This is a genomic window from Peijinzhouia sedimentorum, from assembly GCF_049340005.1.
Lineage (GTDB): Bacteria > Bacteroidota > Bacteroidia > Cytophagales > Cyclobacteriaceae > CAXBDP01.
The window spans coordinates 102,316-118,543 of the sequence record NZ_JBMPIY010000003.1 but is presented as its reverse complement, the minus strand read 5'-3'; the positions used below and the strand labels follow the sequence as shown (position 1 = coordinate 118,543).

12 protein-coding genes and 1 tRNA gene are annotated in these 16,228 nt (G+C 39.3%); 6 read left to right on the top strand and 7 right to left on the bottom strand.

Going from position 1 to position 16,228, the window contains the following annotated elements; translation table 11 throughout:
- The first annotated feature begins 4 nt into the window (after nt 1–4).
- Entirely contained in the window at nt 5–286 is a 282-nt protein-coding gene (locus ACOXY8_RS06105) for a hypothetical protein (RefSeq protein ID WP_458330670.1), read from the top strand.
- An 80-nt stretch (nt 287–366) separates the two neighbouring features.
- On the opposite strand, the gene ACOXY8_RS06100 is transcribed toward ACOXY8_RS06105, so the two are convergent.
- On the bottom strand, nt 367–1,923 hold the full coding sequence (locus ACOXY8_RS06100; protein WP_458330669.1) for a M28 family metallopeptidase: 1,557 nt from the start codon (nt 1,921–1,923) through the stop codon (nt 367–369).
- 215 nt (nt 1,924–2,138) lie between these two features.
- On the opposite strand from ACOXY8_RS06100, the gene ACOXY8_RS06095 reads away from it, so the two are divergent.
- The 4 genes from ACOXY8_RS06095 (at nt 2,139) to ACOXY8_RS06080 (ending at nt 7,895) form a co-directional block, all read left to right on the top strand.
- The gene (locus tag ACOXY8_RS06095; protein WP_458330668.1) at nt 2,139–4,322 is read left to right on the top strand and encodes a GH92 family glycosyl hydrolase; all 2,184 of its coding nucleotides are present in this window, start codon (nt 2,139–2,141) and stop codon (nt 4,320–4,322) included.
- A gap of 158 nt (nt 4,323–4,480) precedes the next feature.
- Entirely contained in the window at nt 4,481–5,713 is a 1,233-nt protein-coding gene (locus ACOXY8_RS06090; RefSeq protein ID WP_458330667.1) for a hypothetical protein, read from the top strand.
- A gap of 3 nt (nt 5,714–5,716) precedes the next feature.
- Nucleotides 5,717–6,739 carry a polysaccharide deacetylase family protein gene (locus ACOXY8_RS06085; protein ID WP_458330666.1) on the top strand — a complete coding sequence of 341 codons (1,023 nt, stop codon included), beginning with the start codon at nt 5,717–5,719 and terminating at the stop codon, nt 6,737–6,739.
- Entirely contained in the window at nt 6,732–7,895 is a 1,164-nt protein-coding gene (locus ACOXY8_RS06080; RefSeq protein WP_458330665.1) for a hypothetical protein, read from the top strand. Before ACOXY8_RS06085 ends, ACOXY8_RS06080 begins: the two co-directional genes overlap by 8 nt.
- Nucleotides 7,896–7,931: 36 nt before the next feature.
- On the opposite strand, the gene ACOXY8_RS06075 is transcribed toward ACOXY8_RS06080, so the two are convergent.
- Genes ACOXY8_RS06075 through ACOXY8_RS06060 form a run of 4 tightly spaced genes read right to left on the bottom strand, consistent with a single transcriptional unit; the run spans nt 7,932 to nt 12,566 of the window.
- Nucleotides 7,932–9,887 carry an OmpA family protein gene (locus ACOXY8_RS06075; protein ID WP_458330664.1) on the bottom strand — a complete coding sequence of 652 codons (1,956 nt, stop codon included), beginning with the start codon at nt 9,885–9,887 and terminating at the stop codon, nt 7,932–7,934.
- 31 nt (nt 9,888–9,918) lie between these two features.
- Nucleotides 9,919–10,404, bottom strand: coding sequence for a hypothetical protein (locus ACOXY8_RS06070; protein WP_458330663.1), 486 nt, complete (start codon nt 10,402–10,404; stop codon nt 9,919–9,921).
- A gap of 27 nt (nt 10,405–10,431) precedes the next feature.
- Complete coding sequence (locus tag ACOXY8_RS06065) at nt 10,432–11,229, bottom strand: (Fe-S)-binding protein (RefSeq protein ID WP_458330662.1); 798 nt, start codon at nt 11,227–11,229, stop codon at nt 10,432–10,434.
- 5 nt (nt 11,230–11,234) lie between these two features.
- Nucleotides 11,235–12,566, bottom strand: coding sequence for a 4Fe-4S dicluster domain-containing protein (locus ACOXY8_RS06060; protein WP_458330661.1), 1,332 nt, complete (start codon nt 12,564–12,566; stop codon nt 11,235–11,237).
- 201 nt (nt 12,567–12,767) lie between these two features.
- Between ACOXY8_RS06060 and ACOXY8_RS06055 the strand changes: the two genes are divergently transcribed.
- A tRNA-Phe gene (locus ACOXY8_RS06055) sits at nt 12,768–12,840 on the top strand.
- A gap of 306 nt (nt 12,841–13,146) precedes the next feature.
- Here ACOXY8_RS06055 and ACOXY8_RS06050 read toward each other — a convergent pair.
- Together ACOXY8_RS06050 and ACOXY8_RS06045 are read right to left on the bottom strand one after the other, a co-directional pair.
- A complete protein-coding gene (locus ACOXY8_RS06050; RefSeq protein WP_458330660.1) occupies nt 13,147–14,205 on the bottom strand; it encodes a 6-bladed beta-propeller in 1,059 nt (352 codons plus the stop codon).
- 410 nt (nt 14,206–14,615) lie between these two features.
- Nucleotides 14,616–15,983 (bottom strand): hypothetical protein, encoded by a 1,368-nt coding sequence (locus ACOXY8_RS06045; protein WP_458330659.1) that lies wholly within the window; start codon nt 15,981–15,983, stop codon nt 14,616–14,618.
- Nucleotides 15,984–16,228 lie beyond the last annotated feature (245 nt).

The following is a 16,228-nucleotide window of genomic DNA, read 5'->3' as shown; positions in this document are numbered from 1 at the left end:
TTTCATGAGTGCAGCAGCTGGAGGAGCCGCGGCAGCGGCGGCAATTAGTCAGGCAATAAAGGCAAGTGGAAGTTTGATACGCATCCACCCCGAAGAGTTTTCGAGGATGATAAGTAAAATGGATGATGGCATTGTAGTAGAGACTACGGTGAAATTTTTCTCTACTAGCTATAAGTATCTTACAAGCTACAAGGGCTTGGTGTTTTATGCCAAATCTAATAGTCAATTGAGTATCCCAAGTCGCCTCGAAAAAATAACGGCAAGCTCTATGTGGATGCCTTCATAGTTTTGCTTGAACCGACTTTAAAAAAAATCGCCAGGTAGAATTGTTCTGCCTGGCGATTTTTTTCTTGTTGAGGCTAATTATTAGTTAGCGGATACTCTTGGTTTTCTTGGCATTTTTTCGTCTCTCATAGCTGTATGGTACACCATAGAAGCTACAATTACAGCCATTTGCTTCAAGTCACCTTCTTGTAGTCTTTCATACACATCCATATTAGTATGGTGTGTTCTTGTGCTGTAATCGATTGGGTCTTGTATAAACTGGAATCCTGGTAAGCCTACGCCATCAAAAGCTTGGTGGTCAGTACCACCTGTATTTCTGATAGTAATAGTTTCTGCTCCCATGTCATGGAAAGGCTTAAACCACTCTTCAAAGATAGGTTTTACAGCATCATTTCCTTGGGTATAAATACCACGAATCTTTCCTGTGCCATTATCTATGTTATAATACGCTGAGAATTTTTCGTGCATTGCATTCGGAACATTCAGCCCATCTTGAGTAAAGTTCTTGCGCACATAATTTCTCGATCCATACAAGCCTTGTTCTTCAGAACCCCAAAGTGCTACACGGATTGTTCTTCTTGGTTGTACGCCTAGGGTTTTCAAAATGCGCATTGCTTCCATCATTACTGATGAGCCTGCAGCATTATCAGTAGCACCTGTGCCGGCAAACCAGCTATCAAGGTGAGCGCCAAGCATTACGATTTCGTCTTTCAATTGTGGATCCGTACCTGGGATTTCAGCCAATACATTATATCCATTCAAATCATCATCTAGAAATTTCGTTTTTGTATCCATTTCTACTTTCACAGGAACGCCCTTTTCTAGCAAGCGCACCATTCTGTTGTAATGCTCCACTGCGATTTCCATTTCTGGCAACACTTCTGGCGCATCTACTGCATATGAAGCACCATTGGTAGTGAAAAATGTACCATGACCACCACCTCTATGAGTATGGATAATCGCTAATGCACCTTCATCTATAAAAAACTGCTGAGCCTTACGTCTTAACTCTTGTGCTTGACGGAATTCTGCAATTCTTTCTGCGCTGAATTGTTGACCTCCACCTACGCCGATTGGCATTTCTTTCATAGCTTCTAAGCCTTCGTCTGTATGGCGTTGTGCATCAGCTTGAAAAGTAGTGCGAGCTTCAATAGTTACTGGAGTAAGTACAAACTTGCCTTTGATTTTGCCTTTATAGGTTTCAAAATCACGGTCGTTAGTAATATTCACATAAATTGCTTCAGCTTCTACAAGGCCATTTGTGCCGTTTGTCCATGCTTTCGGAATGCCGATTAATGCTTGATAATAAGGCTCCTTCATCGCTATATAGGATTTTTCTACTTCCCATCCACGGCCAAATTCACCCCAAGGATCAACTTTTACATTAGACAATCCCCATTCTCTAAATGTACTACTAGTCCAATCATAGGCATTTTTTAGTCCGGTAGAGCCAGATAAGCGAGGCCCAATTCTATCGGTTAAGTTCCAAGCGATGTCCATTATCTGAGAGTTTTCTAAGCCCTCCTTCTTAATTCGGTGGACCATTTCATAATCCACCGGTTCAGTGATTTCTTGCAATGCCGCAGGGAAAATAAATAGCCCTAATAGCAGCAATGCAAATAGATTAATTTTCTTCATTTCTTAATTGGTTAAATGTAAAAATTTGTGGTTTTCAGTGGAGAAAGCTAGTAATTTCAATTTGTAATTAAAAGAGAAAAAGCGCGCTTCGCCTTACTTGTGGTTTTTGAAGTCAAATAATTAGTCTAAAAACGAAATATTATACCTTAAAAAATCGATAATCTTTTTCTACTTTGGTAAATTGTTGAATAGATAAGGATAATCAGAATATTGTTATGAAGCAGCTTTTATGGCTATGTTTAGTATTAATGGTTTCTTGCGCTGATAAAGAAAAGCTAGCCTCCCAGCCAGATTTATTGGAGTATGTGAATCCTTTTATTGGTACGGGCGATCAAGGTCATACCTTCCCTGGTGCCACAGTTCCATTTGGTATGGTGCAGCTTAGTCCAGATACTGGAATAGGCGGGTGGGAAAGATGTTCGGGCTACCACTATTCTGATAGTACAATCTTTGGCTTTTCGCATAAGCATTTAAGCGGGACGGGAATTGGCGACTTATACGATATATTGCTAATGCCGACTATTGGCCAAGCACAATTCCACCGTGGTGATGCCAGTAATACTTCTTCTGGCTATATTTCCTCCTTTTCTCATGAGAATGAATTTGCCTCGCCAGGTTATTATCAGGTATTGCTCACTGATTATAATATCAATGTAGAACTAACTTCAAGCGAGAGAGTAGGCTTTCACAAATATCACTTTCCAGACACTACAACTCAACGCAATGTGATTTTGGATCTTGTACATGGTATGAATTGGGATTCGCCAACAGAAACTCATTTGGAATTTATTGATAAACGAAAGGCTATTGGCTACCGATATTCTAAGGGTTGGGCAAGCGATCAGCGTGTATACTTTGTTTTGGAGTTCAATCAAGACTTTGAAAAAGTAGAAAGAGAAGAACTTGAAATCAATAATGGAAACGGGACGGGAGTGAAGGCTGCTTTTACTTTTGCGCAATCCGAAGAACCCTTATTAGTAAAAGTTGCTATCTCTCCAGTAAGTGTGGTCAATGCAGAGGAGAACATGCAAATAGAAGTTCCTCATTGGGATTTTGAAAGAGTAAAAAATGAAGCAGAAGCCAAGTGGCGAACTGAGCTTGCTAAGATCGAGGTGAAAAGCACTAATAAAGATAAATTAAGTATTTTCTACACAGCGCTTTATCATACAGTAATTACTCCCACCATTTTTCAGGATCAAAATGGCGAATTTATGGGTCCTGACCGTGAAGTAAATTCCTCAGAAAATTTCAAATTCTACACACTTTTCTCGCTTTGGGATACTTTTCGTGCTTTGCACCCTTTATATACCATTACTCAAAGAGAGCGACTACCAGACATGATTCAATCTATGCTTTTGCATGCAGATCAATATGGCGTATTGCCTGTTTGGGCGCTGGAAGGTCAAGAAACCAACACCATGATTGGCTACCATGCTGTACCCGTAATTGTGGAGGCTTGGAAGAAAGGTATAAGAGGATTCGATGGTGAAAGAGCATTGGACGCAATGATTGCCAGCGCTACCCAAGATAAATTTGGGATTGGCTATTTGCAGGAATATGGCTTTGTGCCTGCAGATATGGAAAATGAATCTGTGAGCAAAACCTTAGAATATGCTTTTGATGATTGGTGTATTGCGGAGATGGCCAAAATGCTTGGTAAGGATTCTATTGCCTCACATTTTGAGAAACGTGCTTTGGCTTATCAGTATCATTTCGATACAAGCACACAATTTATGCGAGGCAAAAATGCGGATGGTCAATGGGTAGAAGACTTCAATCCACTATTCTCGAGTCACAGAAATGATGAATACACTGAAGGCACAGCTTGGCAATACACTTGGTTTGTGCCGCATGATGTTGATGGACTTATAGATCTATTCCCCAATCGCAATGCCTTTTTGCAAAAGCTGGATTCACTTTGGCTACAGCCTCAAGTGGAGGGTGCTGAGGCTTCTCCAGATATATCGGGATTGATAGGTCAGTATGCTCATGGGAATGAACCGAGTCATCATATTGCATATTTATATGCGATGGCTGGTGAGCCAATAAAAACCCAAGCTCGAATTCACGAAATCATGAACACACAATACCAAAATGCTCCTGCTGGCCTAAGTGGAAATGAGGATTGTGGACAAATGTCAGCTTGGTATATTTGGAGTGCAATGGGAATGTATCCGGTAAATCCAGCTTCAGGTAATTATATTTTGGGGACACCGGCATTCGAGAAAATTACTATTCCACTTGCAAATAATAATAGCTTCCAAATTGTAAGTCATAATTGGGATGAAAGTAAATATGAAGTAGATAAGGTGATATTGAATGGCGAAGAGCTCAATAGAACTTACCTTGAGCATTCGGAAATAATGGCGGGAGGTAAGCTTGAGTTTTGGATGAAATAAAATTCCTCCCGCTTTTCTTTAGATTTGATTTATAAATGGCAATTTATTTCTCAGAATTATTACCTAACACAATGAGAGTTTTTACTTTCATAAATAATTCTACAAGAATTTATCGTTACGCTCTAAGATTATTTAGAATTATCTAACTTGAGGTCTCAATGGAGGGTCTAATTGACATTTTCTTTTTCATCATAATAATTGCTGCTGGTTTTGTACTCAACCGCATACTGAAATGGCAATTCCCTATAGTTCAAGTTATTGTTCTGGATTTGTTGTTTCTTTTTCACCTTCTAGTCTCATTTGGCTATTATTTATATGCATTGAGCAATAATTCGGATAGCCACGCTTATTTCAATAAAGTATTGATGCAAGTAAGAGGTGAATCATGGGTTGATTATTTTGCCACCGGCACACCCTTTATCGAATTTGTGGCTTGGCCTTTTATTCAAGTTTTCAATTTGCAGTATGAGAGCCTTATGCTGCTTTTTGCTTTTTTTGGTTATGTAGGTCTAGCATTCTTTTATGTTTTCTTCAAAGAGCATATACGGTTTAAGCATTATTGGTTGGGCGCAGCACTTATGCCTTTAGTGTTTTTTCTTCCGAACTTACATTTCTGGTCCGGTTCCTTGGGCAAGGGTTCTTTGATTTTAATGGGAATCGGAATGTTTTTCTTTTTCCTTTCCAAGCCTTCCAATAGATGGCCTTTGGCTATCCTTTCCTTACCTATAATTTATTACGTTCGTCCGCATATTGCCTTTATCTTTTTGGCCTCCATTGGTATTGCCTTATTGCTTGGTAACAAAGATCTTAAGGCAAAGCAAAAGGTGGCGTTGTTTTTAGTTTCTACCATCACGCTAGGATTTTTGTACCAATCGGTATTTCAGTATGTGGGCATCGAAGGCGAAGGAGGACTGATAGATGAAGGCTATGAAATGACGTCCCATTTGGCTAATAAATTGAGCACCAGAGCTGATTCCGGAGTGGATATAAGCAATTTCAACTTATTTCAGAAAATTTTTGTGTTTCTGTATTTTCCGATTTTCTTTAATGCAAATGGCATTCTTGGCTTCTTTGTATCATTCGAAAATCTATTTTATCTCCTGATCTCTTTCCAGCTTATCAGATCGGGCTTTATCAAATTCTTTTTCAACACTGATTTTGTTACCAAAACAGCATTCATTGCCTTTTTCGGATCAGCTGTAGCCTTAGCACAAATTTCAGGTAACTTCGGCATCGCTATTAGAATGAAAAGTATGGTCATGCTGCTTTTCCTATTTGTGGTTTTACGCTTTATGGATCAGAAGCAGTGGCGAATAAGAATGAGCAGATGGAAACGATATAGCCGCCAATTGAAGCTCAATAAAAAGAAAAAAGAACCAGTAGTTGCCTAGCTTATGGAGGCAAACCCAAATACTACTTCCCATAAAGGTGCATTCGTGATCTCGCTCGATTTCGAACTCTATTGGGGAGTATTGGATAAATACGAGCTCAATTCCAGAAAAGCCTACTTTATCAATACTAGGGAAAACGCAATTCCAGCAATGCTTTCCTTATTCAAAACCTATGGTATAGAAGTAACTTGGGCAACTGTAGGCATGCTTTTTTGCGATGGCAAAGATGAATTAGAAGCATCCTTGCCTGCTCGTAAACCTAATTACAAAGCTACAAACCTGAGTGCCTATCATTATCTGGAAAAGCATACTCTTGGAAAATCCGAGGAAGAGGATCCATTTCATTTTGCGCCATCTTTGATTAAGGAGATCGCCAAAGTACAAGGGCAGGAAATAGCCACACATACCTTTTCACATTATTATTGTTTGGAAGCAGGGCAGCAACCAGCTGATTTTTATGAAGATTTGATGGCAGCCAAAAAAGCGGGAGGGAGATTAGGATTTGAGTTTAAATCACTCGTTTTTCCGCGCAATCAATACAATGAGAGTTACCTCCAAATATGTGAGCAAGCCGGAATAGAAGTGGTACGTGGCAATGAGAATGCTTGGATATGGAAACCTGATAGTCGATCGAGCGAAGGAAAGCGCAAAAGAATTGTAAGACTTGCCGACAGCTATTTCAATTTGTATGGCCATAATGGATATGCACCAGAGGATCTCCAAAATGGAGCTATACTCAATGCACAAGCAAGTAGATTTTTAAGACCATACCAAGCCAAACTCAAAGGTCTCGAATCGCAGAAAATAGATAGGATTTGCAAAGATATTGAGTTTGCAGCGAGGCAGAATGCCTGCTATCATCTTTGGTGGCATCCGCACAATTTTGGATTCCACACCGAGCAAAATCTGGATAACCTCAAGCGGATCCTAAATTGCTTTGCCCTACAGAGAGAATCTTACGGCATGCAAAGTCTAAATATGGCAAACTTGAAAAGCTGGGTTTACAAGCCACAATACAATGATTAGTGCTATTGATATTGGACTACTATTGGCAATAAGTGCAGTTTTTTTAATCCTTCTGCAAAAGTATTGGAAGGAATATAGCCATTTTCCCATTACGTTGCCATTTGTCTTGTGGATTTGGCACTTGCTATTCACCGCATTTTATTTTTGGTACACTTTCCATAATTCATCCGATGCTTGGGAATATTATCATGATCCAACATTCCGTGGCAATGCAGATACTTGGCTCGGGCTTTATGGCAGCGGTATTAGCTTTATATTCTTTTTGGTTTATCCACTATCGCAATTTTTGGGACTTAGTTATGTAGTGGTTTTTTATCTTTTCTCGCTAATAGGTCTTTGGGGAATTTATTATTTCATAGGCATTTGTGAAGACTTGTTTCAACTCAAGGTTGAGAAAAGCATTAGCTTTCTACTATTCTTGATATTCCTTTTTTGGCCATCCATGCACTTTTGGACAGCTGCGGTTGGTAAAGATGGTCCAGCAGTATTTGCGGTAATGCTGTTTTTCTATTCAGCATTAATGCCTAAAAAAAGATGGTTTGGGTTAATTATCGCCTTGGTATTGCTACTGCATATTCGGGCGCACATGGCGGCATTGTGCCTGGGAGCAATGGCGGGAGGATATTTTCTGGAGCGTTTTATCCAAGGTAATATCAAGTTGCGAGAATGGGCTATTTTGCTTGGAGCAATTGCACTTAGCATTATTTCCTTGCCTTGGTTATTGCCAAAAGTAGATGTCTTTGAGGTTTCATTTAGTGCAATAGCCCAAAGTTTGAGCGAAATGCAACATCGATTCGCTGATACTAATCATGGACTTGATTTGCGGGAAATGAGCATTCCTTCCCGCTATTTTACTTTCATGTTTCGACCCATGCTTGGCGACTCACAAAATATGCTCGGCTATGGATTAATGGCTCAAAACATCTTTATTTTTATAGTGATCATTGTTAGTCTATATCGCTGGTTTCAACGGAGATCATTTCCTCGCAAAGCATGGTCCATCATGGCCACGCTTTATTTTATGGTAGGCACTTTCATTTTTAGCCAAGCACTTTCTAATCTTGGGCTTATTGATAGGGAGAAGGCGATGTTTATGCCGATTTTGTTCGTAGGAATACTGGCTATTTGGCTAAAACAAAAGAAGGCAACCATTTGATTACCTTCTCATTTTATATCTTTTATTTTCTAAGCATCAATCTTCTACCGAAATTACCTTAAACTCCGTGCGTCTGTTTAGCTGACGACCTTCCGGATTATCTGTGCCATCCGGGTTAGTATTTGGAGCGATTGGCTGTGATGCTCCATAGCCTTTAGCAGTAAGTCTATCTCGATCTATCCCTTGCGAAATGATGTAATCAACCGCTGCTTGTGCCCTCTCTTGCGATAGCCTTTCGTTATATGCATTTGTACCACGATTATCAGTGTGCGCGCTAAGCTCGATTTTTATCTGTGGATTTTCTTTCAGAATTTCTACTAGCTTATTCAATTCTACGGCAGCATCATCTCTAATTTCAGCTTTATCGAAATCGTAATAGATGTTTTCAAGTACAATAGCTTTGTCGATTACGATTGGGGTTAATACCAAATTCACATCAAAGGCTACATTGCTTTGCAGTTCCTCAATGGTGCTAGGATCAACCGATTTGCCAATAAGTGTAAAAGGCTCTCTTTTGGCAAAATAGCTTGGTTTCTCGGCTAATAGTGTATAATCTTTCTCCGGTTCAACCACAAAGCTATATGTGCCATCGTTTCCGGAAACAGTTTCTTGAATTACATTTCCAAGAGAATCCAACAGCTTCACTTGTGCGGAGGCTAATGGAATTTGGTTTTCCTCATCGTCCAATTGGAAGGTTTTACCTGCGATAATGTAATTGATGACTTTGACTTCATCCGTTTTGTCGCTAAAGAAATAAACATCATCATCTCCCATACCGCCAGGCCTGTTCGAAACGAAAACGCCTTCGTAGGGGAAGTTTATGAATTGCAGACCGAAATCATCATAATTGCTATTGTATGGACTACCCATACTTTCGATTATTATTTCATCTTCAGTTCTCTCTGCTACGAAAATATCTAATCCGCCATATCCCGGATGTCCATCTGATGAAAAGTAAAGTTTTTCATCCGGTCCCACGTAAGGGAACATTTCGTTGCCAGGGGTATTGATCGTGCTGCCCATATTGCGAACTGCCGTCCAATTGCCACGTGAGTCTAATTGCGCAGAATATAAATCAATGCCGCCGATTCCTCCTGCTCTATTGGAAGCGAAATAAATAGTATTGCCGTCTGCAGAGAATACTGGAGTAGAATCCCATGCTTCCGGATCGCTAATGCTAAATATTTCAGGAGCAGTCCAAACACCTTCTCTCAAATAGGTGACATATAGGTTTACATCCTTAGCTCCTTTTCTTTTGCCTGTATTGCCTCTAGCAAAAACCATCATATCGCCATTTGGATGGATAGCAAGGGCGCCTTCATTGATTTCAGGTGTGTCTGCAATGCCTGCCAATACTTCGAAATTTGCGCTGTCTAATGGGAAACCATTGAATTTGGCTTTATAAATATTGCTGAATGGTAGTCCTGTAGTTTTGTATTCGGTTCCGCCATCTCTGGTAGAGCTAAGATAAACTTCGTCATCGAAAAAGAGGATGCCATAGTCAGGGTTTGGGCTATTGATTTCAGCCAAATTGCTGAGTTGTATTGCCTCGTCTTTTTGTGGTATTTCGGGAATCAGACTTAAATTTCTACTTTCGGTACGAGCTAGGGCAAGTAATGCTCTATCCTCTCCATTGGCCAGATATTGTCTAAATTGACTTAATGCAGGATCGTATTGCTCATTGGCTTTATAAGATTGGCCGAGGTAAAATGGCAAAGTCTCATCTTCAAATTCGAGGGTAACTGCTTCTTGATAAAAAGGCAGTGAATTATGAATTCTGTTGGAGAGACGATAGCTTTCGGCCATTCGGAAATTTACTTTTCCGGTATTTTTGCCTTTATCTAAGGCTCTCTGATAATCTTGTATGGCGGAATTGTATTCACCCAATTGGAAATGCTTATCAGCTTGGGCAACCGGCCCCATCAGCACATTGCAGGAGGATAAACCTACAATGGCGATTATAAGAAGAAAGAGTATTGGGCGTATTTTCATCAATTTAATCTCTCGGTAAATTAAGCTCAATTTAGGCGAAGTATCTACTCATCCAGCTATTTTCAGCATTCACGAGCCACTTTTCATCTAGTTCGCCTTTGGACTGAACAAAATTATTAAACGTAGGAGTGTCTTTTTTGATTTGGCCTTGCGCAATTTTTTCTTTCAATTCTTTCATTGGCATCAGCTCTAGTCCGTCGTTCACCAAAAAAGGCACCTTGCTTCTGTCAAAGAAATTAAGTCCAAATTCAATTTCCAAATCTTTCATGAAATGAACAGAGCTATCGATTGAGCAACCTGAGGCAGCGTGTTGAGATTCATCTACTGCCAATATTACGAATTGATTATGGGCAATATTTACAGATGCTTTCAAGTCTTTTTGATGTGCTGCCCAACGGTTTGCAAAGGCAATTAGCTTTTCCTCTATTTGTTTTTTTTCGAGTTCACCAAAGGGCCTGTCCGATTGATAAATCCAAACTTTGGAGCTGGGAGCAAGTTCATTGAAAGGTACGTACATAGTATTTTCTCTTAAAGTGAATCGATGTTATAAACCTTCGTTTCGGGCAATAAGTTCTGCCAAATCTAGCACTTTCACTTTATCCTCTTTCTCTTTGTTTTTCACCCCATCGCTCATCATTGTCATACAAAATGGGCAAGCAGCCGCGATTATTTCTGCACCCGTTTCCAAAGCTTCCTCGGTACGTTCGATGTTCACTTCTTTATTACCAGGCTCAGCATCTTTGAACATCTGAGCTCCTCCCGCTCCACAGCAAAGTCCCTTGGTGCGGCAGCGTTTCATTTCTATCAGTTCGGCATCCAATGCTTGGAGCACTTCTCTCGGGGCTTCATATACATTATTGATTCTGCCCAAATAGCATGAATCATGGTAGGTGATTTTTTTACCTTTAAATTCTCCACCACCTTTCAACGCTATTTTACCTTCATTGATAAGCTGCTGTAGGAATGTAGCATGATGCACTACTTCATAATTGCCACCCAATTCAGGGTATTCATTTTTGATCGTATTGAAGCAATGTGGGCAGGCGGTCACTATTTTCTTGACTTGGTAGGCATCTAATACCTGAATATTTGCTACCGCTTGCATTTGAAATAGAAATTCATTTCCTGCCCTACGAGCAGGATCTCCAGTACAGGTTTCTTCCTCGCCCAACACGGCGAAACTGATACCTACTTTGTTTAGAATTTTCACAAATGCTTTGGTGACGTTGCGGTAGCGTTCGTCGAATGAGCCCGCACAGCCCACCCAGAAAAGAATTTCGGGTGCTTCACCCTTTGCGGCCATTTCGGCCATAGTTGGTACAGGATTATGTTCGTTGCTCATTGAGATTAAGGTTTTTCAGTTTTAAGATCATCTGCCCATTTGAAACGGTCTGTTGGAGGAAATTTCCAAGGGGCAAATGAGGTTTCCATATTTTGGAACATGGCATTCCATGATGCTGGAGATGCAGACTCTTCCATTGCCACATATCTGCGCATTTGTAAGATAATGGAAAGTGGATCAATATTTACAGGGCAAGCTTCTACGCAGGCATTGCAAGTAGTACAAGCATTTATTTCTTCCTTGGTAATGTAATCGCCTAATAAGGTTTTGCCATCTTCCAGTCCTTTGCCTCCTTTGGCGATGCTATTCCCCACCTCTTCAGCTCTATCGCGTACATCCATCATTATTTTGCGGGGGGAAAGTTTTTTGCCCGTTATGTTTGCAGGACATTCGGATGTACATCGTCCACATTCAGTGCAGGAATACGCATTTAGAATATTAATCCATGATAGGTCATTTACATCCTTTGCTCCAAAGCGGGCAATTTCTGCGGGAGGTTCATTAGTGCCTTCTGTAGGCATTCCAAGCATCATTTTTACTTCTGTGGTAACCTCAGGCATATTTTTTATTTCGCCTCTCGGCTTCAAGTTGGAATACCAAGTATTCGGGAAGGCCAAGAAAATATGTAGGTGCTTTGAATAGGTTACATACACTGCAAAGCTTAAAATACCTATGATGTGAAACCACCAAGCAAAACGCTCTACAAAGATTAGCGCAGATGTGCTCATTCCTTCGAACAGCGGCATTAGCATACTGCTGAAAAATAAGCTTCCTAATTGTATATATTTCTCTTCACCTCTTGCAGCTAATAATTGATCAGTTGCATTCATCGTAAGGATGGCAAACATCAAAATGATTTCGATTACAAGAATGAGATTGGCATCTAGCGTTGGCCATGATTTCATTTCTGAGCCTGAGAATCTTTTTACTTTGGCCACATTGCGGCGTAATAAAAAAGCAACGCAGGAGAATAATACCAAGAAGGCCAAAAACTCAAACATATTGATGGCAACAGTGTAGGCACTGCCTAATGCCGGGGCAAATAAACGGTGTGTTCCTAAAATGCCATCCAATACAAACTCGAGCACTTCAAGGTTGATCACCAAAAAGCCCATATAAATAAATAAGTGCATAAATGCTGGAAATAGCCTTTTGAACATCTTCTGCTGACCAAAGGCTACCAAAAGCATCGTACGCCAGCGCATATCTTTTTGGTCGTTTCGAATCTCAGGCCTACCGAGCATGATATTTTTCCTTATCTGGCTTATGCGTTTGGTTAGGAAGCCTGCTGCAATGGCTACGATCAATAAGAATGCTATTTGAGCTATATATGGCATAATAGGTTAATTTTCTTGTGTAGGGTAAATGTTTTCAGAGCCAAGCCAATTTGAGAAGACATTTTCAAACAAAATAATGGAATTCCATCGAAGGGAAGGGCAAAATGCGTCAGCTATTTTTGACGAAGTACTAAATAATTGCTTTTTCTTCAAAATCTTTTGCGCCATTTGGTTTTTTGTATACATTTGCACTCTCATTTCGGTGATGTAGCTCAGTTGGTAGAGCATCGGACTGAAAATCCGTGAGTCGGTGGTTCGAATCCACTCATCACCACAGAAGCCTGACCTTTCGGTTGGGCTTCTTTTTTTTGCCCTAATATGTATTCTAATTGCCTTGCATCTGTTTTCATTCAAAGCAAATATACAAAATAGTATGCATGCAGAGTAATAAAATTAAACGGAGAGTTTAGTGTTTTTTGGTAGAAGAAAATAAGCCCTTCGTTGCTGAAGGGTCTTTGTTTGGTTTCGAATGCTCTATAGTATTGAAAAGATTTGGATAGGTATAAATCATTTTTAAAATGATCTCTGCTATTTATTGACCATTTGCCAAAATTATTATTCTTATCATTAAAGATTTCGATTAGTTCACTGGCAATAGCTCATAGATATAAAGTCGGTAGTAATCGAGCTCTATTTCATTGTCCTGAAGAAAAGCCCATTGATTATCGCCCCAGTAGATTATCTGTTGGACGTTCATATATTCAAAACCATTATTTGGGATTTCAATACCGGATGAAATTAGCTTCCCATCCTTAATAATGCCTCCAAGGAGTTTTGATTCTTTGGTATATTCACCTAAAGCCTCTTCTGAAGCATATTTATCTGGTATCCCGGTTGTATAAAGTATTAATACTTCATCATTCTCTGTGGTAAATATGGTTCTAATAATGCTGTTAAGCCTAGCATTGTTATTAAGATTTGGATCAATTGGTCCTATCATGTCTTCTTCTTTTAGGCCTCTTGGCGACTTAAATTGATCAAGTTTAAATTCAATTTTTTTCTTTAGTTCAAGTCGATTATTTGTTATTACATACTCATACAATAGTTCTTCATTTGGATAGGCAATCAGCAAAGTATTTTTTGTAGAAAGCTCAATTGAGGGCCGAAAAGTGGGATAGATTAAGCCTTGTTTATAGATGGATTCCTTTTCAAAACGAATAGCCAAAAGGGAATCATAGATTTGCCCATTATTCGCATTGATGATTTCAACTGTCTTGATAGTATCGATAGTAGCCACCTTGTTAGGGCTGAAGGTAACAACTCCTCTAAAACCTAGACGATATATAATCAAACTATCCTGCAGAAACTTAAGTCCATTGCCAATGTTTCCTCCACTTGTATAGTAGTGGGTAGGTCGATAGGATTGATCTTTGACAAATTGTCCTTCTAGATCATAGGTATAAATTTTCTTTAGATCTTGTATAACCAAATGCTCATTATGTAAGCCAGCTTGATAAACGGAACTATTAAAATAACCAGGACCCTCTCCAACTCTCTTAAGTTCAAGGAGAGCATTTCCTTGTTTATCTATGACATAAAATGTGGAATTGAACCTTGAGAAGAGAAGAACTTTATCATTGGAAGGTTTTTGTTCCACAAAGTGTGGTTCGATGGGAATATTTATTTGAATGGAGTCCACTAGGACAAATTCATATTTGGGGGAGTTTTCTAATTGTTGGTTATCGCTACTACAAGCTATGAAACAAAGCAGGCATAGAAGAATAGAATATTTCACATTTTAGAATTTATTGCTTAAAAATAATGATGTCCAATAAACTACCAATTTAGAATAGTTGAATTTTTCTTAAGCAATTTACCAATAGGAATTCTTATTTAAGCAAAATTTATAACCACAGTTCAGACAACCATCAAGCTATTGCAAAAGCGGACTCAAATCTATATTGACCCATTTTTTTTGTCTGAACCGTGATTTTTCTGTTTGAGTTGGTAAAAGCACTCTTTGCAAACGGAATCTAAATGAATATTTTCCAGTTATAATTCGTTTAGCATTTCAATTTGTTTAACCCTATGATCCCCAAGAATGATACGTTAATCATTTCCAACAAAATTGGCCCTTCCAAAAAATCGTTGATTCACGAAGTTATTGAGATTGGAACCAAACCGGTAATTAAACCCAAACCTGGTATCGATGGTATATGCTGAGGGTAGGGTTACTCTCCCGCTCAAAATATCCTGTTCGGTGAAATCTCCTGATGCCAGGTAAATTTGGTCCTTTACGTAGTTGCCTTCTGCTCTTACAAAAAAAGAAAAGTTCCCTGTCACGCGAACCTCTGCACTTACACTCAAACCAGTGGTCCAAAAACTAAAATCATCTAGATAATTTCTCATACGATATCCAACTTGCAGGTTACCCCATCGTTGATTTAGTCCTAGACTGGCTCTCAGACTTTGGAGAGCCCTGGTTTCTTGAACTTCACCGTAAATCGTTTCCTCGACATAACTATTGTTCCTGACTTCAATCCCATAGTTCACTCGCAGAAACCTAGAGTTCTGCTCTGATTCCGGAAAAAAATTGTACTCTAAAGCTGGCCTGAAGCTGAATTGAAACTTGTAATTAAAGCGAGTGTTCTGACGACCTTCAATATCATATCCATAAGACCAGTGTGGGGAAATGGACTTTACCAACTGGTGACCAAATCCAAATTCTGATACATCAAAATTATTCTCAATTTCATCGATGATCTGGTTGCCGTTTTCATCAAGAACGGGATCTCCATTCTCATCAACTCTTGGTTCCTTTTGAATCGTTGTTCTCAGCCTTTCATTTATTCTCCCGGATATGGAAATTTTCCATTTATCCGTGATACGGTTAATATTGATGTCTCCACCAAAATTGATTTGCCTGCTCAATTCCTCTATTTCAAAATTTGCATTACTACCAACATTGAAAACCCAGTAGTCCCATGGATCAAGGCTTTCTTGTCCAATATCTTCCTGATCGCTAAGGTCTGTCTTCATGTTGATGTTAATCCCTTCACCTGCTTTGGTCTTCGCAACAAAGGGAGCTAAACCTAGTTTGATAAACCGAGTAAGTTTTTCACGCACTTCAAAGTCGGTATCCGTCTGTTTGTTATTTACATAGAGGGTGTCTGTTCTTCCAGCATGAAGGTTTTGTTGACCTATGAAAATTAGTTGATATTGTCGTCCACCCCCGCCAGATCTATTATTGTTGATGAGGAGAAAGACATCTGCCGCTTCATTATTCCTGTAGAAGTCAACAGCCGTAATTTCCGTTCTAATAAAATCCATATCACAGCCTCCATCTCTCTGTTCACAGCCATCGATAAATACCCGGAGTTTATTGGGAGGATTGGAATTATCAATTAATGTTTGACTAATTGCAGGAGGATTAAAGGAAAAGAATGTCAGAATCAATAAAAGGGGGAATTTTCTCATTTATTTATGGGTAATTCACGTTGATCGTATCCTTAAGATCAAGGTTGAACGTCAGTTATTAACCCAACAATACCATAATTGTTTGAGAGTAAGTATACATTTCATACGAATGAGCAATGAAAATGATTGTCGGTACTTGTTAACAATAAATACAAATAATAGCGGCTTCAGTTTGGCATGTGAAAGAAGTGGAAATTAAAAGACCCTGATTATTCTAACAGAGGATACTTTTTATGAATAAAATG